This is a genomic window from Proteus sp. MB838, assembly GCF_054767435.1.
Window position 1 is genome coordinate 23512 of the sequence record NZ_BAABMO010000013.1, and the last position, 22712, is coordinate 46223.

A 22712-nucleotide genomic window follows, 5' to 3' on the forward strand; every position below is an offset into this window, starting at 1 on the left:
TTTTTGAGGTTAATCACACTTTTTAGCAAATCAAATGCAACAACAATATTTAAAGCCACCTAAAATAAAAAAAGCGAAATTACCTTTTATAATTTCGCCTTTTATAATTTTTTATAAAAAGTGAGCAAAAACAATGAGATTTCATCTATTATTTTTCGCACTTAATGTCACAAAAACAAATAATGATGAGTCATTCTTCACTCAATTTCTTTTTCCTTCGCTTTTTGCCAACTGATCTCCATCTCTTCTAATGAAGCATTTTCTATGTTTATACCCTGCTCTGTGAGCATTTTTTCAACAAACCTAAACCGTTGCTCAAATTTACGACAAGCTCGATTAAGTGCCTGCTCTGGCTTTTGTTTTAAATGGCGCGATAAATTAACCACAGAAAAAAGCAAATCCCCCAACTCATCCTCAATACGTTGATCATCTCTAGGGGCTTTTTTCACTTCTGCCATCACTTCATCTATTTCTTCATACACTTTATCTAATACAGGAGAAAGCTCGTGCCAATCAAAGCCAACGGAGGCACAGCGCTTTTGTATTTTCTCTACTTTCATCAGTGCCGGTAAAGTAGCAGGAATATCATCAAGTAATGAATATTGTGCTTTCGCTTCACGCTCTTGAGCCTTGATTTTTTCCCAACGATGCTTTTCAGTCGCTAAATTATTTTCATTTTCTGTAGCAAAAATATGTGGATGACGACGTTCTAATTTATTGCTGATAGCTTCGCAGACATCATTAAAATCAAATAATTGCTGTTCTTGCGCCATTCTGGCATAAAAAACGACCTGATAGAGTAAGTCCCCTAACTCCTCTTTAAGTGCGCTAAAATCTTTGCGGGCAATAGCATCCAGTACTTCATAGGTTTCTTCTAATGTATAGGGGGCTATGGTGTCAAAGGTTTGTACCCTATCCCACTCACAGCCTGTTTGAGGATCACGTAATTGCGCCATAATGGCTAATAAACGTAAAATTTCACGGTTTTCTGACATTATCTGGCCTTGTATATAAAAGTGATCGTTATGTCGAGTTAACAAAATTTCGTAAAAAAATGCCAAGACACATTGTGCTTGGCATTTTATCCGTTAAGGTGACCAATGTCTTAATGAGAAAAGCGTTTGGCTTCTATGACATCAGGTAATTGATTGAGTTTCGCTAAAATACGCCCTAATACTTGGAGATTATAAATCTCAATATTCATATCAATGGTCGCTATTTGTTGCTTCACATCACTGCGGCTACTAACTCCCAGCACATTCACTTTTTCATTAGCTAAAATAGTGGTGATATCGCGTAATAAACCACTACGATCATTAGCCACAACCCGCACCACTAATGAATAACCACTTGAGTAATTCTCACCCCACACCGCATCGACAATACGCTCTGGTGCGTGAGAAAGTAACTCAGCTAATTGATCACAATCTGCACGGTGAATTGAAATACCACGTCCTTTGGTAATAAATCCAACGATATTATCGCCCGGAATAGGTTGGCAACAACGTGCGATATGATGCATTAAGTTCCCGACACCCTCGACCACAATACTGCCACCACCTGACGTGGTTGTTTTTGGTGTAGCCGTTTTATTTTCTAATGAGCGTAACGCCTCTTTGTCTTCATCTTCCGCTGTGGCTTTATTCAGCTTACTTTGTAAGAAATTGACTAATTGATTGATACGGATATCACCAACGCCTATGCCTGCCAGCACTTCATCAAGACTATGGACGTTATAACGAGCAATCAGCAGTTTTTCTGCTTCTTTCATATTAATATCAAGCGGCGCTAATTCATTATCTAAGATTTGGCGGCCTGCAATAATATTTTTATCGCGATCTTGTTTACGGAACCAATTGTGGATCTTCGCTCTTCCACGACTGGTTGTCACATAACCAAGATTAGGGTTTAGCCAGTCTCGGCTTGGATTAGGGTGTTTTTGAGTAATAATTTCAATTTGATCGCCCATTTGTAGCTGATAGCTAAATGGAACGATGCGCCCGCCGATTTTAGCACCAATACAGCGATGACCAACATCACTATGAATATGATAAGCAAAATCTAATGGTGTCGAGCCTGCAGGTAAATCAATCACATCCCCTTTTGGCGTAAAGACATAGACGCGATCATCAAATACTTGACTACGTACTTCATCTAGCATTTCACCAGAATCAGCCATCTCTTCTTGCCATGCAATTAATTTACGTAACCACGCAATACGATTTTCATAACTTCCCGTCCCGCCTTTGGTTGTTGCACCAGTAGCACCTTCTTTATATTTCCAATGCGCTGCAACACCTAATTCAGCATCTTCATGCATCTGACGAGTACGTATTTGGATCTCAACGGTTTTACCTTCAGGGCCAAGTACTACCGTATGAATAGATTGGTAACCATTTGGTTTTGGATTGGCAACATAATCATCAAATTCATCGGGTAAATGACGAAAATGAGTATGTACAATACCTAAAGCGGCATAACAATCTTGTAGGCGTTCGACAACAATACGTACCGCACGAACATCAAATAGCTCATCAAAGGCGAGATTTTTTTTCTTCATTTTTCGCCAAATACTATAGATGTGCTTGGGACGTCCGTAGATATCGACTTCAATATTCTCTTGCTGCATATAACCACGCACCGTACTGACGAAATTATCAATATACTGTTCGCGATCAATACGGCGTTCATGCAGTAAATTTGCAATTTGCTTATATTCATCAGGATGAAGATAACGGAAACAGAAATCTTCAAGCTCCCATTTTAATTGTCCAATCCCCAATCGATTGGCTAATGGTGCATAGATATTAAAACACTCTTTTGCCGCTAAGACTCGTTCATCCTCAGTGGCATCTTTCACTTCACGTAAATGGGCAATCCGCTCTGCGAGTTTAATAACTACACAACGAAAATCTTCTACCATAGACAATAACATACGGCGTACATTATCGACTTGTACTGAGCTAGTTTCGTTGGTATGTGTCGCTTTAAGCTGGCGAATAGCATCCATCTCCATTACGCCACGCACTAAATTCCATATCGCCTCACCAAAATGTTCAGTGATAACTTCCTGGTTAATAAGATCTTCTTCAGCAAGTGGGAAGAGAAGTGCTGCCCTCATGCTATCTTTATCCATACTGAGTGTCGAAAGAAGTTCAACCATCTCAACACCGCGCCATAGCAACAGTTGCGCATCTTCACGGCCCAGAACAGTACGATGACAGTATTCCCAGGTTTGCATGATTTCACTCCCCGCATTCGCATGAGTTAAATTCAAGCTATTAACCCATTTATCAACGGCAAACTCCCCTGCAGGTGTTAAGTGAGCACTTCTAACTGCAACCATATTCTCTCCCTACTCGATATAAATCTTATCTGCGACTTATTGAGTGGCTATCTGTTTATTTGCGAATAAACAATGCCATTGATTCCAGATGCCCTGTTTGTGGAAACATATCCAACATTCTTAACTGGGTTAGCTGATATCCGGAATCTAATAATATCTTACTATCTCTGGCTAACGTGGTCGGATTACAGGAAACATACACAATTTTTTCTGCGGATAACGTCACAATATGTGACATCACTTGTGCAGCTCCCGCTCTTGCGGGATCTAGCAGAACTTTATTAAATCCTTCCTGTGCCCAAGGCATAGCAGAAAAATCGGCGGATAAATCAGCATGCCAAAACTGAACATTATCTAATTGATTAAGTTCAGCATTTTTTTTCGCCATTGCCACCAGTGCAGGAACACCTTCGACACCAACGACTTTATCAACACGCTTTGCCATAGGTAATGTGAAGTTACCCATGCCACAAAACAAGTCTAGTACGCGATCGTTTGGCGATAAATCGAGCCATGCTATCGCTTGAGCAACCATCTTATGATTTATTTCATCATTAACTTGAATAAAATCCGTTGGTGCAAAGTGTAATTTTAGACCCTCTATCTGATAGAAGGGTTCCTTCTCAATCGTTGTTAATTGTGCGATCTCACCATTATCACCCGCCAGATATATCATCACTTGAGCGTGATGAGAAAAATCATCTAACAATTGCTTATCACCCTCAGATAGCGGTGATAAATGACGCAAAATCACTAATGGCCCATTATCTGCTAACACTAATTCCACATGACCTAAATCACGCACGACAGAGAGTTGCTTTAAACACTGCCACAGTGGCAATAACAGTGCATTAAGTTGTGGTTTTAATACTGGGCATTGGGTGACCATCACTAAGTCATTAGAAAGTGCTTGGCGAAATCCCATTACCAAACCCTTTTTAGGGTGATAACGTAACCCTAATCTTGCTCGGCGCCGATAGCCATACTCCGCACCGGCAATAACAGGCTGTGCTGAAATGACCACATTAGTTTCACGTTTAATAAGATGTGATAAAACCTCAGCTTTAGTGGTACGTTGCCAATCAATAGGCACATGTTGTTGCTGGCACCCACCACAATGTTGATAGTACTGACAGGGTGGTGTCACTCTTTCTGGGTTTGTGGTTAATCGTGTGATCACTTCTCCCTTGGCAAACTGGCGTTTTTCTTCGGTCAAACGAATGCGTGCAGTTTCTTGTGGAAGTAATCCTTTAACAAAAATGGTTTTGCCCTCAGCATGAGCAATACCTTGACCGTTAGCATCCAATGCATTAGCGGTTACCGCCAAGTTTTTTACCTGTTTTTTAGCAGGACGTTTTTTAGGGGAATAAAACTGCACCATAGTATTAAATTTTATGAATCTATTGCGGATTAACTCTAAAACAGCCTAGTTTGACATTTTCACTCCGCAAACAGAATTAAGTGTTTACTAGACCATTTAGAATAAGATATGAGGAGAGTATACCATCGAACAAGTTATTTACTTAACTGATATAAGCAATATTTTTATGAAATCGAAAAATATTTTTATGCTAACAAGTAGAAGTACTCTTTTATATAGATTTAATATTATTCTATAACTAAAAACTATTATATATAACGTTTACATTGAATATATTTACAATTAATAACAAATATTTTCTGTTATTTTAATAACGCGTAACTATCTCTAAGAAAAATCTAAAAATTATCATTAATCAATATGATAGATATTTCAATCGATTACACATTAATCACATACCATTAATTTTCTATATTCTTCATATGCATAATGGTCGGTCATACCACTGATATAATCTTGTATCAATCTTGTACGATAATAAAACTCTAAGGTTTTTCCCTCTTCACTATTAATATCGTAAATTTTTTCTAATGCTTCATTATAAGCAAGCTTATGTTTAATCGAAAGCTTATGATATAAACGCGTCTCAATAACATAATGAGGATGTTCATTATATTTATGTAGTCTTAGAAAATCATCGGTCGATAATAAAAGCAATGGCTTATAAATATCCAATAACCCACTGATCACTCGATAGCCCTTCATTTCAAGCTCTTCAACTTCGGGGTGACTAAATACCCACTTTTGCGCCACTCGTTTTAACGTTGCCAATAAACGATGTTCAGCACTCTTTCCTTCCAGTAAAGCGTGGTTAAAGCTGCCCTCATAAACTTGAGGTAAGTTCTTGATAAAGCGATAGGCGGTGTAAGGTACTAGTTTTCCGGTAATATAGACGCGCAAATACATAAAAAATTGATCTTGCATGCTACGCTTAGCTTCATTTTGATCAACTTTCTTAAAAGCTCGATTAACAGTGATATCAAACAGATCACCTTCTGTTACCGCACCACTTTCACTCCATGCATTTTTTAATAACTGCACTAAACGATTGATATCAAAAATACCTTTTTCTACCGCATCATCTAAATCAGCAATACAATAAGAAATATCATCTGCCGCTTCCATAATATAAGTCAGAGGGAAACGACAAAAATCTTTCATTGCAAGTTTCTCTTGTACTTCCTTAACAAATTCAGCCTCAGACCAGTAATAACCTGGTTTTTTCATTAAATAGCTAAATTCTTTCGGCGTAGCACCTTGCCAATAAGCTGGACGTGTATATTTTAAAACACAGCCAATTTGCGCATAGGTTAAATTGAGTTTTAACAAGTGATGCGCCATGCGAATTGCCTGAGCATTGCCTTCGAAATGGCATAAGTCTTGACGTAAAGTCTGTTTTAATTCATTTAAATGTCGATCTGCTGAATAGCGAATAGGTAAAAAAGGACAATTATCAAATTCTATGGAAGCATCAGGTGCTAACACCTTACGAAACCAATGTTTAATTGCAGCTTCACCAAAATGACCAAAAGGAGGATTGCCAATATCGTGCATTAAACACGCCATTTCAATTAAACTTTCAACGCTATCAATCCGTTCATTTAAGCCATATTCTTCTAATTTATTATGCTTTTTTAGTTCGCCGATTATTTGCTTAGCGATATAACGGCCTATTTGTTGTACTTCCAGCGAATGGGTTAATCGACTTCGTACCGCCGAATTTTGCTCTAATGGAAATACCTGTGTTTTTTGTTGTAACCGACGGATCGCCGCTGAATTAATAATACGCCCACGATCGCTTTCAAATTGGCGCGAGATCTGCATTTCATCATCAATATCGATATCACTGCTGTTATATTTGCGTTGATAATTTAACTTCAGTTTAAAATCGATCATTTCTATCCTCTTTCTGGTATCGATGAAACGAATTCGCTGCGTTATATCGTGTTTTTGCGATAAATGATAAACTCTTGGTTAACGCTATATATTATTAACCTACAAGGGAGTATGACACAATGAGAGTTGGCGTAATAGGTGCAATGGAACAAGAAGTCAAACTTCTGCGTGAACAAATTGAAAACTGCGAAATAGTCTCTCGTGGTGGTTGTGAAATTTATACTGGCAAAATCAATGGTGTAGATGTTGCATTACTAAAATCAGGTATTGGTAAAGTGGCTGCCGCCATCGGTACCACACTATTACTTGAACATTTTCGCCCTGATGTTGTGATCAACACCGGCTCTGCAGGTGGGTTAGATGCAAAATTAAATGTTGGCGATATTGTCGTATCAACAGAAGTACGTTATCACGATGCCGACGTTACTGCTTTCGGTTATGAACCAGGACAAATGGCACAATACCCACCGGCATTTATTGCCGATCCCAAACTGGTCAATATTGCTCAAGAGTGTATTGGATCACTAAAATTAAATGCCGTGCGTGGATTAATCTGTAGTGGCGATGCTTTTATTAATGGTGCCGAGCCATTAGCACGTATTCGTCGTACTTTTCCAGAAGTCGTCGCTGTTGAGATGGAATCAACCGCTATTGGACATGTTTGCCATCAATTTGATACACCTTTTGTTGTTGTTCGTGCCATTTCAGATGTGGCAGATAAAGAATCGCATTTAAGTTTTGATGAGTTTTTATCTGTTGCCGCACAACAATCAAGCTTAATGGTCACTACTATGCTTGATAAATTAAAAACAGAGACTCAGTTTTAATTTATTTAATCGATAAGCCGCTTAACAAACCCGTCTCTCTTTTAGCTCAGCAGGTAAGATAAAAATAGACGGGTATATTTGACTATAAAGACGAGAAAAATGCGTTTCTTAAACACTTTTGCACTGCTGCTAAGCCTGATATTGACACCTTGTTATGTTATCGCAGCCACTCCCGCACAACGTGTTATTACTTTATCCCCGTCTGCCACGGAAATGGCTTATGCCGCAGGTATGGGAGAGAATATGGTTGCGGCGAGCGCTTATTCTGATTATCCACAAGCAGCAAAAGATCTCGTACAAGTTGCCGACTGGCAAGGCATTAATGTAGAACGCATTTTGCTATTAAAACCTGATTTAATTATTGCATGGCCAAGCGGTAATCCTCAACGACCGCTCGATCAGTTAAAATCATTAGGTATCCCTATTATTTACTCTGATCCACACAGTATCGAAGAAATCATTGACGATCTTACCCGACTTTCTTCTTACAGCACTCATCCTGAAGTCGCTTTAGCAAGTGCACAAAAATTACGTCAGCAATATCAAGAATTACAGCAAAAGTACGCTTCAACGACGCCTCATCAAGCGAAGAAAAAAGTCTTTATTCAGTTTGGTATGCAACCCCTATTTACGACATCAAAACATTCATTACAAAATGAGATTACCGAACTTTGTGGCGGCGAAAATATTTTTGCGAATAGTGCAGTTCCTTGGCCACAAGTCAGCCGCGAGCAAGTGATCAGTAAAAAACCTGATTTGATTTTATTTAGTGGTAAACCAAACCAAGTTGCCGCAATACAACAATTTTGGCAACCTCAACTAGATATTCCTATTATCGCTATTGATGAAGATAGTTTTAGCAGACCAGCACCACGTATTATTTATGCGGCTCAACAGATTTGTGAGGCTATCGCAATCCACTCATTTTAAAGTCAATTAACTATTTAAATGAAGATTGAAGAGGTTAACAGACAATAGTCGTAGGCAAGCTGCAACACAACCAATAACGTGCAGTGAGCGGAGCATATATAAAGATGTGGGGATTGCTAACGCCGTGGCACGGCAGCATTGCCACGACGTCAAATAATATAAAAATCAGATACTAAACGATGAACCACAACCACAAGTGCTTTTCGCATTAGGATTGGTGACGATAAAACGTGAGCCCTCAAGGCCTTCAGTATAATCAACACAGCCACCCACTAAATACTGCAAGCTCATTGGATCAATAACTAAGGCAACGCCTTGTTTTTCTATGGTCATATCACCTTCATTCATGGCATCATCAAAGGTAAAACCATACTGGAATCCGCTACAGCCACCACCGGTGATATAAACACGTAGACGCAGATTTGGGTTTTCTTCATCCGCAATTAGATCTTTTACTTTATTTGCAGCCGCATCTGTAAATTGTAACGGCAGAGCCATATCATCACTCATTGTTCACTCCAGACTGGATAATCCAGTAAAAAACAGCCAGCAAAAATTGATGCTTCTTGCTGATATAATGTGATGATTATCTAATACCTGCTCTTAACCTTCAAGTTTGTTGTGGACAAAATGCACTTTTTGATACACAACTTTTCATTATTAATGAGTGCCAACTCGAACAATAACAATGATAAATCAAAATGTTGTTGTCGTGTATTTGGCTTCATCTGCACTGTGCTTTAGAATAGGCGTTAATCTTACGCTCACCCATCATTAGGAGTCTGACATGAGCAAGTCTGAAACGCTTTATAATCTCGCACAACAAGTGATACCTGGTGGCGTCAATTCACCGGTTAGAGCATTTAACGGTGTTGGTGGCACACCGCTTTTTATTGAACGTGCTAATGGTGCGTATATTTATGATGCCGATGGACGTGCTTATCTTGACTATGTCGGTTCATGGGGACCGATGGTATTAGGCCACAATCACCCCGCTATTCGCCACGCTGTAACTGATGCGGTGCAAAAAGGCTTAAGCTTTGGTGCTCCTACGGCTGCTGAAGTGGAAATGGCAAATTTAGTCACTGAGTTAGTGCCTTCGATGGATATGGTTCGTATGGTGAACTCAGGTACAGAAGCCACCATGAGTGCCATTCGTCTTGCTCGTGGCTACACGGGTCGTGACAAAATCATTAAATTTGAAGGCTGTTACCATGGACATGCAGACTGCTTATTAGTCAAAGCAGGATCTGGTGCATTGACGATGGGACAACCAAACTCTCCAGGCGTTCCTGCTGATTTTGTTAAACACACTTTAACTTGTACTTACAACGATTTAAATTCAGTACGTCAAGCATTTGAAAATTATCCGGAAGAAATCGCCTGTATTATTGTTGAACCCGTTGCCGGTAATATGAACTGTGTTCCACCTAAAGCCGATTTTCTACCGGGATTACGTGCATTATGTGATGAATTTGGTGCATTACTGATTATTGATGAAGTAATGACAGGTTTTCGTGTCGCATTAGGCGGCGCACAAGCTTATTACGATATTGATCCTGACTTGACCTGTTTAGGTAAAATTATAGGTGGTGGCATGCCTGTAGGCGCCTTCGGCGGACATAAAGAAGTGATGTCTCAATTAGCCCCTATCGGTCCTGTCTACCAAGCGGGAACATTATCGGGTAACCCTATTGCGATGGCGGCGGGTCTAGCTTGTTTGCAAGAAGTTTCACAACCGGGAGTTCACCAAACACTGGATGAACTTACCACTATGTTAGCGAATGGCTTACTTGAAAAAGCACAACAAACAGGTATCCCTATGGTAGTGAACCATGTAGGCGGTATGTTTGGTTTATTCTTTACCGATGCCAAAGAAGTGACCTGCTATCAAGACGTAATGAACTGCGATGTCGAACGCTTTAAACAGTTCTTCCACTTAATGTTAGAAAAACGTATTTACCTCGCTCCGTCGGCTTTTGAAGCAGGCTTTATGTCTATCGCTCATAGCAAAGAAGATATTCAACGTACTATCGATGCGGCTGAATATGCCTTTAGCAAAATGAAAGCGTAATCTTTCATTACTTAAATAGCATTTATTGCTGGTATTGCTGGCAAAAAAATATCCTCCGCGATTGCAGGAGGATATTTTTTATCTCAATAGTATTGTGAATAATTACTCAGAAAACAGATCGCGTAACCATTTAGGCGCCGCACTATCGTCGCCGTCGCTCTCTTGTGGTAACGGTGTACAGAGGCTATCAGGATCTGCTGTCCACACAGGTAATGTACGCACGCCGCCACCATAACAAACAAAGTTACCTTCAGCATTAATCGACATCTGTGCTATATCTTCTGGTACAGGTGGATTTAATGTTAATGGTGTTTGATTTTCTAAATAATGACGATAAAGGATCAATGCCCCTGTCGATCCTGTTAAGTTAGTTGGGCCATTATTATCACGTCCCATCCATGCAATAGTGACTTCTTTACCATCAATACCCGCAAACCAGCTATCACGTAAGTCGTTGGTGGTTCCGGTTTTACCTGCAAGGTTATATTGACCAAATTTAGGTTTTAATGCTCGTGCTGCTGTACCTGAATTAACCACCTGTTGCATACCAAACAGTGTCATATATGCTGCTTGTGGAGAAACCGTTGTTTCTGCTTGCGGGTAGCTTTGATAAAGCACCGTACCATCTTGGTTGATAACGGAGCGCAATGCCGATAATTTAGCGCGATTACCTAAACTTCCGATTGTTTGGAAAGTTTGCGCCACTTCCATTGGAGTTAAGTTTAGTGCGCCAAGTAACATCGCTGGTACTTTTTCTAAATTTTCTGCAGGGGCACCTAGTTTGATCCACGTTTTGATCACTTGGTCTAACCCGACTTCTAAACCAAGATTAACCGTTGGTACATTACGTGATGTAGCAAGAGCATCCACCAACATTAATCGCCCTTTATAACCACGATCGTAGTTACGTGGTTGCCATGGTTTTCCTCCCGGAATAGGCACTGAAATAGGTTCATCCGCCAACCAGGTATTTAAACGAAAACGCTCAGGCTCACTTAATGCGGTTAAATAAGTTGCCGGTTTTGCTAATGAGCCAATTGAACGACGAGCGGACATGGCACGATTAAAACCGGCATATTGTGGTTGTGAACCGCCCACTAACGCCCTAACCTCACCACTGAGGCGATCTACAACGACCATCGCGCCTTCGAGATCGTTGATTTTGCGTGTTTTACGTAAATCAGCAACTCCCGTTTCTACCGCTTTTTCCGCTGCATCTTGTGAAACAGGATCAAGCGTTGTAAAAATTTTAGTCCCCGATAAATCTTTAACCTGATCACCTAATTTAGTTTGTAGCTCTTGACGAACTAACTGCATAAATGCCGGTTGTGGCGTTAGCGCTTCGCTACGAGGTTTTACTCCTAAAGGACGTGCGCTTAATACATCATAAAGCTCTTGATCGATAATTTGTTGGGTCTGTAATAATTTTAGTACCACATTACGGCGCTCTAATGCAGCCTTAGGATTGCGCCATGGATTGTATGCAGAAGCCCCTTTCACCATTCCAACCAATAATGCTTGTTGATCAAGACTTAGTTCATCAACAGGTCGACCAAAATAGTAAAGGCTAGCCAATGGAAAACCACGAATTTGCTCATCACCACTTTGCCCTAAGAACACCTCATTAAGATACAGCTCTAAAATACGATCTTTGCTATAGCTCGCATCCATAATAATCGCCATATAGGCTTCATTAAGCTTTCTTTTTAGCGTTCTTTCATTGGTTAGGAATAAGTTCTTTACTAATTGCTGCGTTAAAGTACTTCCCCCTTGTACCGCTCTACCTGCGGTAAAGTTCGCTAACACCGCACGACCAATAGAATAAATACTGATGCCATCATGCTCATAAAAACGGCGATCTTCCGTAGCAATTAATGTATCGACTAATAGTTGAGGAAATTTATCTCTTGCTAAGAATAGACGCTGTTCACCATTAGCCGATTGCATCATAGTGATAAGCTTAGGATCGAGGCGGAAGAAACCAAATTGACGCTGGTTATTCATATTGGTGATACTCACCAATGAGTTTTGTTCAAAGGTCAATTTCGCTAAAATTTGCTCTTCGCGACCATCTGGAAAATCAAACGGTCGACGTAACATCTCTATAGTGCCATTTTTAACCACAAATTCCCCAGGACGGGTGATTTTATTGACATGGCGATACTGCATACCTTCCAGTAAGCTTACCATCTCTTTTTGGCTATAGTTCATGCCAGGTTCTAAATTGACAGTACGTCCATAAACGGCAGCAGGCAATTCCCATACATTACCGTCAAGGCGCTCTTTAATTTGGGAATATAAATAAACACCATAGATGCCGACTAAAACCGCAACCACAATGGCGATTTTAACAAATAACCAAAACCAAGAACGCCTTCTATTGGTTTTCTTTACTGGTTTTTTCTTTCTACTCATGAACAGTTTCTCTCATTAAAACCTCTTCACCACACCCTTAGGGTAAAGAAGCCTAACATTGTCGCTATTTTTCCAAGCTATCCCACAGGAAAGCTCTCAAATTGTTATTCAGCACGTATATATACGCGCTAACTCCATTTTTTTACACGTCGAGTGGGGGCCGTTGTTGCGGGTGAATCTGACCACAAATGTTTGGGATATCGCCCCTTCATCTCTTTTTGTACTTGTGTATAGCTTCCGGCCCAAAAAGTAGCGAGATCTTGTGTTTTTTGGATAGGTCGCATAGCTGGAGAAAGTAACTCCATCACTACAGGTAATTGCCCTTTTGCCACAATAGGACTTTGTTTTTCACCATAAACCTCTTGGATCCTGATAGCAATAATCGGCGGATTATCTAAATCATACCTAATCATCACTTTAGTGCCCGTTGGAGCAATATAGTGTGTTGGGAACAGCTCTTGCAATAATTGTTGCTCATGCCAAGTTAACTGATTTTTAATTATCCCATTAATATCCATTTGTAGCAGTGCCTTAAGTGATTGGGTATCGCCTAATTCAGGTTGTAACCACAATTCTAATGAGTCTAATAAAACGGCTTCATTCAATACAGGTAAATTGGCCTCAGGGCACCACTTTTGCGCTAAAGCAAGGCGAATAAACAGTTGCTTGCTCGCTTCACTTAAGGGTAGAGCACTTAATCCTTGTTTACGTAACCAATTTAATAATGCCGTTTGCATTTGCGCTTTATTAGGTTTATCTAATGGCATTTGGCTAACGGTTAACTGGCCTAATTGGCGCTGTTGCCACGCAAGAAGTGTACCGCGCTTTTCATCCCATTCAACGGTGGTATTATCTTGTATCAATTCCGGAAAGATAGAGGATACTTCATTAATATCAATAGGTAAGGCTAATAAAATTCGCACATCCGCATAATGTGCATTTTGCAACAACAATGGTGCTAAAATCCACGGCGATTGGCTCATTGGTTGAGTATTATCCATCATTGCGCCTTGTCCATTAGCGAGGCGAAATCGACCTTGATTATCACGGTTTTTGGCTATTCTATCTGCAAATCCGACACTCAATAGTGATGCTAATAATTCTGGGCGACATTGCCCTTTGCATTGCTGTAATAGCTGTTTTTCACGCTGTGACCATTGATGATTTTTCTGTTGGATCAGCCATTCAAGATTAATCTCTCTGTCTCTTGGTGGCTGTTCTAAAATGGCACACAACCTTGCTGCGGTAGCAAGATGATGCTCACTTTTTTCACTAGCATAATCTAATATTGCCGCCAATCGGGGATCGATGCCCCACTGTGCCATACGTACTCCCCGCGAGGTTAATCCCCCTTGATTATCAATGGCACCTAATCGTTGCAATAATGTTTTAGCTGCGTTTATTGCTGCTGGTGTAGGCGTATCTAACCAAGAGAGTTGGTTTATATCACGACATCCCCATTGCAATATTGAAAGCCATAACGAAGAGAGATCACTAGATAAAATTTCAGGTACTTGGTGAGTTGCCCCGCGCTCAGCTTGTTCCTGACTGATTAAGTGCCAACAAATTCCGGCTTCAAGACGTCCTGCCCGCCCCGCTCTTTGCGTTTGTGAAGCTTGACTTATTCGTTGGCGCAATAAGCTTGTTACACCACTTTTTAAGTCAAACTGGGCACGTTTTTCAATGGTACTGTCGAGCACCAAGCGAATACCTTCGATTGTTAAACTGGTTTCTGCAATATTTGTTGCTAATACAACTTTGCGATATCCCTTTTCTACAGGCTCTATGGCCTGTTGCTGTTGTGCTAATGAAAGTGCTCCATAAAGTGGAAAAATTAAGGTGTGTTTATCCACTTTGTCAGCTAATAATTGCGCAACTTTAATAATTTCTGCACTACCGGGCAAAAAAACAAGTAAAGAGCCCGTCTCTTGTGTAAGCAAACGTCGCGCCATCGTGGCAACTTCTTGTTCAAAAGGCAGGTGTGATTGAATAGGATAATAATGCCGTGAAACAGGATAACTGCGCCCTTCAGAGCTAATCATTGGCGCATCCGGCAATAGTGAAGTTAATTTTTGATTATCTAATGTTGCAGACATCACTAAAAGGCGTAAATCATCACGTAATCCTGATTGCACATCTAATAGCAGTGCTAACGCTAAATCTGCTTGCAAACTCCGCTCATGAAATTCATCAAGTATCACTAAACTTACACCTGTCAGTTCAGGATCTTGCTGTAACATACGTGTCAACACCCCTTCGGTGATCACTTCAAGGCGCGTCTGCTGACTCACTTTACTTTCAGCACGCATGCGATACCCCACCGTTTTACCCACCTCTTCATTGAGTTGACTTGCTAAACGATAAGCGATGCTTTTTGCCGCAATACGCCTTGGCTCTAATAAAATAATTTTGCCATCAAATATATTTTGTTGAAGCAAATACAGCGGCAGTGCGGTTGATTTTCCCGCCCCTGTGGGGGCGTGAAGTAAGACTTGGGGACATTGTTTTAATGCAGTAACAACAGATCCTGCTACCTCAAAAATTGGCAATAGATGCACACAAGCTCCATAACTGATTAACTTTCTCTGTGGCTCATTGTAGCATTAGCCCTTTATTAAAGGACGTATTTTCACCGGGGTGATTATGAAATTTGAACAACCACTACAATCTGCCACTTTATTAAAACGATACAAACGTTTTTTAGCAGACGTAGTGACGGCAAATGGTGAAGAATTCACGCTCCATTGTGCTAATACGGGTGCGATGACGGGATGCGCAACTCCAGGTGATACAGTTTGGTATTCCACGTCATCGAATGTCAAAAGAAAATATCCTCATAGTTGGGAATTAACCCAAACTCAATCAGGTGATTGGATCTGTATTAATACCTTAAGAGCTAATACGATCATTGCCGATGCGATAGAAGCTGGCGATATTCCAGAATTATCTGACTATGATGAGATAAGACGCGAAGTGAAGTATGGCAGTGAGAATAGCCGTATTGATATTTTACTTAAGTCAAATCATAAAGTTGACTGCTATATTGAAGTGAAATCGGTCACTTTATTAGATGCTGGAATGGGCTATTTTCCTGACGCTAAAACAGAGCGAGGTCAAAAGCACCTTCGAGAGTTGACCGCTATCGCAAAATCGGGCTTAAGGGCTATCTTATTTTACGCTGTCCCCCATACTGGCATTACACAAGTGTCTGTTGCTAAAGAGATTGACCCTAAGTATGACTTATTGCTAAAACAAGCATGTGATGCTGGGGTTGAAATTTTATGTTATCGCATCAATATTAGTGAGTACGATTTAACAATTGGAAAGCAATTACCTTTTATTTCAAAAGGTTAATACATTTTCATGGTGTTGGTTAAGTATTTTTTAACTAAAATGGCCTTTTTACTTGCGTGCCTTCACATCATGAGAAAACTTATTAAAGGAATAATTGCTATCCGCGCGGGCATCTGCTATTTATAGCGCCCTATTTTTTTCCCTTCCTATTTAAGGTGGGGGATTATTCAGAAAATGCGTATGTAGGAGAAGCATTATGCAAGAAGGGCAAAAGCGTAAAACATCGTCCATGAGCATTCTCGCTATTGCTGGCGTTGAGCCATATCAGGAAAAACCGGGCGAAGAGTACATGAACGAAGCCCAATTAGCGCATTTTAAGCTAATACTTGAATCTTGGCGCAATCAGCTCAGGGATGAAGTCAACCGTACCGTCACTCATATGCAAGATGAGGCGGCCAACTTCCCAGATCCTGTTGACCGTGCTGCACAAGAAGAAGAATTCAGTCTTGAGCTGCGTAACCGTGATCGTGAACGTAAACTCATAAAGAAAATTGAGAAAACACTGAAGAAAGTTGAAGATGATGACTTCGGCTTTTGTGAGTCTTGCGGTGTTGAAATCGGCATCCGCCGTTTAGAAGCTCGTCCAACAGCCGATCTCTGTATCGACTGTAAAACATTAGCTGAAATCCGTGAAAAACAGATGGCTGGCTAATTAATGAGTATAGCCTCAGTACTTAGGTGCTGGGGCTTTAATCTAAACGTTAATACCCAAGATGACAGTGTGTATTAGGCATTTAGTGCCATTATTAATAAACCAACTTTGTTTTGGTGGTTTGGTTACAGCATTGGCTCGTTATCTTCAAGCTGACACAAATTATGAGCGTTGGCGCTTTCACATCAATAATATCATCCTCCAATTAATACTTCTTGATACAATAACTCAGACTATTCGCACTGTGATGACGATGTTTATTCACATAAAAGAGAAGTTATTTGCGTATAATTCTATCACTATAGCTGATGGCCATAAGCAAGGAATAATATTGATGGAGCACATTTTCTTACCTCGTCAACCGTTGCTGTCAGGCAAGATTATTCGTTAACATTATGATGAAGATGCACAATAACCCACACAAAGCATTCTCAAAAAATGTTCAGTAGGCTATGATTAGCCGCTTAATTTTTTAATTATTAGATTTAATTATTCGAGGTGTCATATTTTTAACCGAGTAGCGCATTTCTGCCGTAATTTGCTAGGACGACAAACAACATCGTCAGATACAGAATCGGTAGCGAGTGAAAGGCCTGTCACTGCATCTGACCGACCTAAAAAAGAAACACAAACGACTGTGCGTCGGCGTCCTGCCCTATCCGCAGACCGTCCCCGTAAGAACAAAAGTAATAACGAAAAGGCGAACGGGAGTGATTTGCCAATGACTGTGATCCCAAGAGATCAACACCCGATTTCGCGTAAAGACATCAGTGATAACGCACTAAAAGTTCTTTATCGTCTGAATAATTCAGGCTTTCAGGCTTATTTAGTGGGTGGTGGTGTACGCGATCTATTATTAGGGAAAAAACCAAAAGACTTTGATATTGCTACCAATGCAACGCCAGAAGAAGTTCGTCGATTATTTCGTAATAGCCGCTTAGTAGGTCGACGCTTTCGTCTAGCGCATATTATGTTTGGCCCCGAAGTGATTGAAGTCGCTACTTTCCGTGGCTCTCATGAAGATCATGAAACATCCGATCGCAATCAGTCACAACAAGCACAAAGCGGTATGTTGCTGCGCGACAATATCTTCGGATCGATTGAAGAAGATGCTATTCGTCGGGATTTTACCTTAAATAGTCTCTATTACGGCGTCGATGATTTTGCTGTACGTGATTATGTGGGGGGCTTGGCTGATCTTAAATCAGGTACTATTCGTTTAATTGGCTCTCCTGAAACTCGCTATCGTGAAGATCCAGTTCGGATGCTAAGAGCTATCCGCTTTGCCAGTAAACTGGATATGCGTATCGCACCGGAAACTGCAGAGCCAATTAGCCAATTAGCACCACTATTACGTAATATTCCTTCAGCACGCCTATTTGAAGAATCGCTGAAATTATTACAAACAGGACATGGTTATAAAACCTATCGGTTAATGCGCCATTTCCAACTCTTAGAGCCTCTTTTTCCATTAGTTGCCTCAAGGATCACTGAGCAGCAAGATACCCCAATGGAAAGAATGATCGAACAGGTGCTAAAGAATACCGATTATCGTATTAGTAAAGAAATGCGCGTAAATCCGGCATTCTTATTTGCAGCAATTCTATGGTATCCCTTAGTGGAGCATGCCGAAAAACTGGCTCAAGAAAGTGGACTGTCTTATTACGATGCTTTCTCAATGGCGATGAATGATATTTTAGATGAGCAATGTCGTACTATTGCGATCCCTAAACGTATCACCACCACGATGCGTGATATTTGGCAATTACAGCAGCGTTTACCTAAGCGTCAAGGGCGCCGAGCCAATAAACTGCTTGAGCATCCTAAGTTCCGTGCAGCATTTGATCTACTGGAATTACGCGCTAATGTACAAAGAAATCCTGATCTGGAAGCATTAGCCGCTTGGTGGGCTGATTTTCAGGTTTCAAACAATACACAACAACGCTCTATGGTCTCTGAATTAGGTCCAGGCCCGGTACGCAAAAGAACACGTCCTCGTAAACGTCCTCGTCACCCTAATGCAAAAAATAATGCACCAAGACAAGAGAACAAACATGAGTAAGCAACAACAGCGTGTGTATATTATTCTGGGCAGTAATTTAAACTCACCAGAACAGCAAGTAAAATCGGCGATAAAAGCGATTAGTGAAATCCCTAATACTACACTGATTGCCCAATCACCTTGGTATCGCACACGCCCTATGGGACCTCAAGATCAACCCGATTATCTCAATATGGCTGTCGCCGTTGATACTACTTTAGCCCCAGAAGAGTTGCTCGACCATACACAAGCAATTGAACTTGCCCATGGTCGTGAAAGAAAAGCAGGTAATCGTTGGGGACCTCGTACCCTTGATTTAGATATCATGTTATTTGGTGATCAAGTTATACAGACCGAACGTTTAACTGTGCCTCATTATGGACTTAAGGTGCGTGAATTTATGCTTTATCCATTGGCGGATTTAGCACCTGAACTTTGTTTCCCTGATGACGGAGAACGATTAGCAGACAGATTAGCGCTCGTACCTAAAAATGGTATGGAAAAGTGGTGATACCACATAATAAGCGTGTTTGATGTTAATGGTTGGTGCTGTTGACTGACAGTATCAACCCCGTTCACAACTCTCTTGTACTGTTCCTTTATCGCGTTATCCCTCCCCATAAGTGATAAAATACGCCCTTCCCTCCCGCCTGTTATATCACCATTTCTAATTCTTGGATAAATATCAAAATATTTTTTATTTCTATTTTTTATTATTCAATTCACGACTTTTTCTTCGTTTTTAGTACGTAGATGCTACAATCAGCAGTTAATGTTTTTTATTTATGTCATATTCTCTTTAATAAACAAATAATTAACTGACATAAATAACTCAATTTACACGCAACACGCCATGGAGTTTATTATCATGAAGCCGGTTACGCTATCTACGCTCAATCGCTATAAACAAGAAAAGAAAAAGTTTGCCACTATCACGGCTTATGATGCTAGCTTTGCTCGTCTATTTGCCAATGAAGGTATTCCTGCCATGTTAATTGGTGATTCACTCGGTATGACACTACAAGGTCATGACAGCACATTACCTGTCACCGTTGAGCAAATTGCCTATCATACCCGTTGTGTAAGAGCAGGCGCCCCTAACGCTTTCTTAATTGCTGATATGCCTTTTATGTCTTATTCCACTCCAGAGCAAGCCTGTCTTAACGCAGCTATTTTAATGCAAGCGGGAGCGAATATGGTCAAAATTGAAGGAGGAAGCTGGCTTATTCCTACAGTCAAAATGCTCACTGAACGCGCAGTGCCTGTTTGTATTCACCTAGGCTTAACCCCTCAATCTGTTAATGTGTTTGGTGGCTATAAAGTACAAGGTCGAGAAGAAGCTGCTGCAGAGCAACTTAAGCAAGATGCTATGGCGCTTGAAGCCGCAGGAGCACAACTAGCTGTATTAGAATGCGTCCCCGTTTCCGTAGCAAAAACTATTACCGGATCACTCAATATTCCCGTTATCGGCATTGGTGCCGGCAATGTCACTGATGGACAAATTCTTGTGATGCATGATTTATTAGGTCTAACACCTAATGCCCCTAAATTTTCTAAAAATTTCTTACAAGAAGCTGGCTCCTTACCCGAGGCTGTCAGACTGTATGTTCAACAAGTTGAACAAAAACTGTTCCCTCAAGAACAACACTCATTTAACTGATTTATCATTTAAATTCATTAAAATAGTTTAAAGGAGTCACGCTATGCTAATTATTGAAACAACGCTTATCTTACGCCGCGAAATTAAGCGACTAAAACAAGAAGGTAAACGCATTGCATTGGTTCCGACCATGGGCAACCTGCATCAAGGTCACCTAAAACTGATAGAAGAAGCGCGTATTCATGCTGATGTGGTTATCGCCTCTATTTTTGTTAATCCAATGCAATTCGATAGAGAAGCCGATTTAGCAAACTATCCACGAACCCTACAAGAAGATTGCGAGTTACTGCGCGATAAACATGTTGATATTGTCTTTGCCCCATCAGCGAAAGAGATGTACCCAAATGGGATGGAAAACCAAACGATTGTTGAGGTTCCAGTACTTTCTTCTGTGTTAGAAGGCGCTAGTCGCCCAGGACATTTCCGCGGTGTAACAACCGTTGTAAGTAAACTATTCAACCTTGTACAGCCTGATGTCGCGCTATTTGGTGAAAAAGATTATCAACAACTGCAGATCATAAAAAAAATGGTCAGTGATTTATGTTTTGATATCAGTATTATTCCAGTCCCTATTGTGCGTGATAAAACAGGATTGGCATTTAGCTCTCGAAATCGTTTGTTATCAGATAATGAAAAACAACAAGCCCCTGTGCTTTATCAAGCTATGCAACAGATAGCCGAGCAATTAAAATCGGGAAACCTTGATGTTAACCAACTATTACAAACTGCCAAAGCAACCCTTGAACAGCAAGGCTTTCGTGCTGATGAATGTTTTATTTGTGATGCACAAACACTAGCACCACTTAGCGAAGAGAGCCGATGTGCCGTTATTTTAATGGCAGCTTGGTTGGGTAACACTCGTTTAATCGATAGCCAACAAGTTAGCTTAGTCTAATGAATAATTAAAAATAGGAAACACAACAATGCTACGCACCATGTTACAAGGCAAACTTCATCGCGTAAAAGTCACCCAAGCTGATCTTCACTATGAAGGCTCTTGCGCGATTGATCAGGATTTTATGGATGCCGCTGGTATTCTTGAAAATGAAGCCATTGATATTTATAACGTTGATAATGGTGAACGTTTCTCTACTTATGCCATTTGCGCAGAAAGAGGATCTGGTATTATTTCTGTCAATGGCGCAGCCGCTCGCCGTGCTGCTGTAGGTGATCGCTTAATTATTTGCTCTTATGTTCAAATTCCAGATAGCGATGCGCGTAGCCATAAACCCAACATTGCCTATTTTGAAGGCGACAATGAAATGAAACGCATTGCTAAAGCCGTTCCCGTTCAAGTCGCTTAATCTGCCTATCCCCCTTACAAATGGAGGTTCCCTGTTTGTGAGGGGTAATTCTGCCCTGCTAATTGTCTCGATTCAATACGCTAAAAGCGAGAGACAAAGCGCAAAAGCGTGTTTTTGCTCCCTTTTTTCTCGCATAACTTCCTGTAGCTTGTTATAAAACAGATAAATATTACCTAACAATGCTTAGCCTAATAAAAATATGATAAACGTTGCTCTCATCGATGATCACATTGTTGTGCGTTCTGGGTTTGCACAACTGCTAATGCTAGAGCCGGATATTAATATTGTCGGTGAATACGCAAATGGCCAAGAAGCTTGGCCCTATTTATTAAATGATAATATTGATGTGGCGGTGATGGATCTCTCTATGCCTGGAGAGAGTGGCCTACAATTACAAAGTCGATTAAAACAAAAACGCCCTGATTTTCGGACAATTATTTTAAGTATTTATGATACCCCCGCATTTGTACAAAGCGCTTTAGATTCCGGTGCCCATGGCTATTTAACTAAGCGCTGTGGTCCACAAGAGCTCGTTCAAGCAGTACGTGCTGTGTATCAAGGGGACTGTTATCTCTGTGCTGATGCCATGAAAGCACTTCGACAGACACCAGAAAAAGAAGATGCTTTACATAGTTTAACCCCTCGCGAAAGAGAGATTTTTAATCTGCTAGTACAAGGTATTAATGTTAAAGCTATCGCCGTACAACTGAATCTCAGTCATAAAACGGTGCATGTTCATCGAGCCAATATACTGGGTAAATTGAACTGTGAAACAACCATTGATTTAGTCCATTTTGCATTAAACAACCAGTTAATCACCGGAACACTCTAA

Annotated in this window: 18 protein-coding genes and 1 pseudogene; 12 read left to right on the forward strand and 7 right to left on the reverse strand. The window is 40.6% G+C overall.

All coding sequences use genetic code 11. The features are described from left to right. Positions 1-197 precede the first annotated feature (197 nt). The 4 genes from mazG to dgt form a co-directional block, all read right to left on the reverse strand. Entirely contained in the window at positions 198-995 is a 798-nt protein-coding gene (gene mazG / locus ACYUCW_RS07710; protein WP_460408337.1) for a nucleoside triphosphate pyrophosphohydrolase, read from the reverse strand. A gap of 110 nt (positions 996-1105) precedes the next feature. After that, a complete protein-coding gene (relA, locus tag ACYUCW_RS07715; protein ID WP_004244986.1) occupies positions 1106-3346 on the reverse strand; it encodes a GTP diphosphokinase in 2241 nt (746 codons plus the stop codon). Between the two features lie 55 nt (positions 3347-3401). Continuing rightward, positions 3402-4727 (reverse strand): 23S rRNA (uracil(1939)-C(5))-methyltransferase RlmD, encoded by a 1326-nt coding sequence (rlmD, locus tag ACYUCW_RS07720; RefSeq protein WP_049200924.1) that lies wholly within the window; start codon positions 4725-4727, stop codon positions 3402-3404. A gap of 387 nt (positions 4728-5114) precedes the next feature. Then, complete coding sequence (gene dgt / locus ACYUCW_RS07725; RefSeq protein WP_004244988.1) at positions 5115-6623, reverse strand: dGTPase; 1509 nt, start codon at positions 6621-6623, stop codon at positions 5115-5117. Between the two features lie 119 nt (positions 6624-6742). Between dgt and mtnN the strand changes: the two genes are divergently transcribed. Both mtnN and btuF read left to right on the forward strand, forming a co-directional pair. Next, positions 6743-7450, forward strand: coding sequence for a 5'-methylthioadenosine/S-adenosylhomocysteine nucleosidase (gene mtnN / locus ACYUCW_RS07730; RefSeq protein WP_460408338.1), 708 nt, complete (start codon positions 6743-6745; stop codon positions 7448-7450). Positions 7451-7549: 99 nt separating this feature from the next. Continuing rightward, complete coding sequence (gene btuF, locus ACYUCW_RS07735; protein WP_049196305.1) at positions 7550-8380, forward strand: vitamin B12 ABC transporter substrate-binding protein BtuF; 831 nt, start codon at positions 7550-7552, stop codon at positions 8378-8380. A gap of 165 nt (positions 8381-8545) precedes the next feature. Here the strand turns inward: btuF and erpA are convergent, their stop codons facing one another. Next, a complete protein-coding gene (erpA, locus tag ACYUCW_RS07740; protein ID WP_004244992.1) occupies positions 8546-8890 on the reverse strand; it encodes an iron-sulfur cluster insertion protein ErpA in 345 nt (114 codons plus the stop codon). 277 nt (positions 8891-9167) lie between these two features. On the opposite strand from erpA, the gene hemL reads away from it, so the two are divergent. Next, positions 9168-10454, forward strand: coding sequence for a glutamate-1-semialdehyde 2,1-aminomutase (gene hemL / locus ACYUCW_RS07745; RefSeq protein ID WP_004247289.1), 1287 nt, complete (start codon positions 9168-9170; stop codon positions 10452-10454). 102 nt (positions 10455-10556) lie between these two features. On the opposite strand, the pseudogene mrcB reads toward hemL, so the two are convergent. Both mrcB and hrpB read right to left on the reverse strand, forming a co-directional pair. After that, positions 10557-12866: pseudogene (gene mrcB, locus ACYUCW_RS07750) on the reverse strand (bifunctional glycosyl transferase/transpeptidase); the annotation flags it as partial. Positions 12867-12997: 131 nt separating this feature from the next. Beyond that, positions 12998-15427, reverse strand: coding sequence for an ATP-dependent helicase HrpB (hrpB, locus tag ACYUCW_RS07755; RefSeq protein WP_460408339.1), 2430 nt, complete (start codon positions 15425-15427; stop codon positions 12998-13000). Positions 15428-15512: 85 nt separating this feature from the next. On the opposite strand from hrpB, the gene sfsA reads away from it, so the two are divergent. The 9 genes from sfsA (at position 15513) to ACYUCW_RS07800 (ending at position 22712) form a co-directional block, all read left to right on the forward strand. Next, positions 15513-16223, forward strand: coding sequence for a DNA/RNA nuclease SfsA (gene sfsA / locus ACYUCW_RS07760; protein WP_004244997.1), 711 nt, complete (start codon positions 15513-15515; stop codon positions 16221-16223). A gap of 196 nt (positions 16224-16419) precedes the next feature. Further along, positions 16420-16875, forward strand: a complete 456-nt coding sequence (gene dksA, locus ACYUCW_RS07765; RefSeq protein ID WP_004244998.1) for an RNA polymerase-binding protein DksA — start codon at positions 16420-16422, stop codon at positions 16873-16875. Positions 16876-16960: 85 nt separating this feature from the next. Continuing rightward, positions 16961-17266 (forward strand): hypothetical protein, encoded by a 306-nt coding sequence (locus ACYUCW_RS07770; protein WP_004247285.1) that lies wholly within the window; start codon positions 16961-16963, stop codon positions 17264-17266. A 114-nt stretch (positions 17267-17380) separates the two neighbouring features. After that, the gene (gene pcnB / locus ACYUCW_RS07775) at positions 17381-18937 is read left to right on the forward strand and encodes a polynucleotide adenylyltransferase PcnB (RefSeq protein ID WP_371316993.1); all 1557 of its coding nucleotides are present in this window, start codon (positions 17381-17383) and stop codon (positions 18935-18937) included. Beyond that, positions 18930-19427: a 2-amino-4-hydroxy-6-hydroxymethyldihydropteridine diphosphokinase gene (gene folK, locus ACYUCW_RS07780; protein WP_004245001.1), complete on the forward strand. Its 498-nt coding sequence runs from the start codon at positions 18930-18932 to the stop codon at positions 19425-19427. Before pcnB ends, folK begins: the two co-directional genes overlap by 8 nt. 357 nt (positions 19428-19784) lie before the next feature. Beyond that, positions 19785-20576 (forward strand): 3-methyl-2-oxobutanoate hydroxymethyltransferase, encoded by a 792-nt coding sequence (gene panB, locus ACYUCW_RS07785; protein ID WP_004247283.1) that lies wholly within the window; start codon positions 19785-19787, stop codon positions 20574-20576. Between the two features lie 43 nt (positions 20577-20619). Further along, positions 20620-21471: a pantoate--beta-alanine ligase gene (panC, locus tag ACYUCW_RS07790; protein ID WP_004245004.1), complete on the forward strand. Its 852-nt coding sequence runs from the start codon at positions 20620-20622 to the stop codon at positions 21469-21471. A 28-nt stretch (positions 21472-21499) separates the two neighbouring features. Beyond that, positions 21500-21880, forward strand: coding sequence for an aspartate 1-decarboxylase (panD, locus tag ACYUCW_RS07795; protein WP_004247282.1), 381 nt, complete (start codon positions 21500-21502; stop codon positions 21878-21880). A 199-nt stretch (positions 21881-22079) separates the two neighbouring features. After that, positions 22080-22712 (forward strand): response regulator, encoded by a 633-nt coding sequence (locus ACYUCW_RS07800; protein ID WP_460408340.1) that lies wholly within the window; start codon positions 22080-22082, stop codon positions 22710-22712.

What these genes read in the sequence shown, in the direction of transcription:
- rlmD (WP_049200924.1), bottom strand. Translation starts at nt 4,727, where the DNA reads ATGGTGCAGTTTTATTCCCCTAAAAAACGTCCTGCTAAAAAACAGGTA.
- erpA (WP_004244992.1), bottom strand. Translation starts at nt 8,890, where the DNA reads ATGAGTGATGATATGGCTCTGCCGTTACAATTTACAGATGCGGCTGCA.
- panD (WP_004247282.1), top strand. Translation starts at nt 21,500, where the DNA reads ATGCTACGCACCATGTTACAAGGCAAACTTCATCGCGTAAAAGTCACC.
- hemL (WP_004247289.1), top strand. Translation starts at nt 9,168, where the DNA reads ATGAGCAAGTCTGAAACGCTTTATAATCTCGCACAACAAGTGATACCT.
- mtnN (WP_460408338.1), top strand. Translation starts at nt 6,743, where the DNA reads ATGAGAGTTGGCGTAATAGGTGCAATGGAACAAGAAGTCAAACTTCTG.
- ACYUCW_RS07800 (WP_460408340.1), top strand. Translation starts at nt 22,080, where the DNA reads ATGATAAACGTTGCTCTCATCGATGATCACATTGTTGTGCGTTCTGGG.
- sfsA (WP_004244997.1), top strand. Translation starts at nt 15,513, where the DNA reads ATGAAATTTGAACAACCACTACAATCTGCCACTTTATTAAAACGATAC.
- panB (WP_004247283.1), top strand. Translation starts at nt 19,785, where the DNA reads ATGAAGCCGGTTACGCTATCTACGCTCAATCGCTATAAACAAGAAAAG.
- relA (WP_004244986.1), bottom strand. Translation starts at nt 3,346, where the DNA reads ATGGTTGCAGTTAGAAGTGCTCACTTAACACCTGCAGGGGAGTTTGCC.
- panC (WP_004245004.1), top strand. Translation starts at nt 20,620, where the DNA reads ATGCTAATTATTGAAACAACGCTTATCTTACGCCGCGAAATTAAGCGA.
- btuF (WP_049196305.1), top strand. Translation starts at nt 7,550, where the DNA reads ATGCGTTTCTTAAACACTTTTGCACTGCTGCTAAGCCTGATATTGACA.
- dgt (WP_004244988.1), bottom strand. Translation starts at nt 6,623, where the DNA reads ATGATCGATTTTAAACTGAAGTTAAATTATCAACGCAAATATAACAGC.
- mazG (WP_460408337.1), bottom strand. Translation starts at nt 995, where the DNA reads ATGTCAGAAAACCGTGAAATTTTACGTTTATTAGCCATTATGGCGCAA.
- folK (WP_004245001.1), top strand. Translation starts at nt 18,930, where the DNA reads ATGAGTAAGCAACAACAGCGTGTGTATATTATTCTGGGCAGTAATTTA.
- dksA (WP_004244998.1), top strand. Translation starts at nt 16,420, where the DNA reads ATGCAAGAAGGGCAAAAGCGTAAAACATCGTCCATGAGCATTCTCGCT.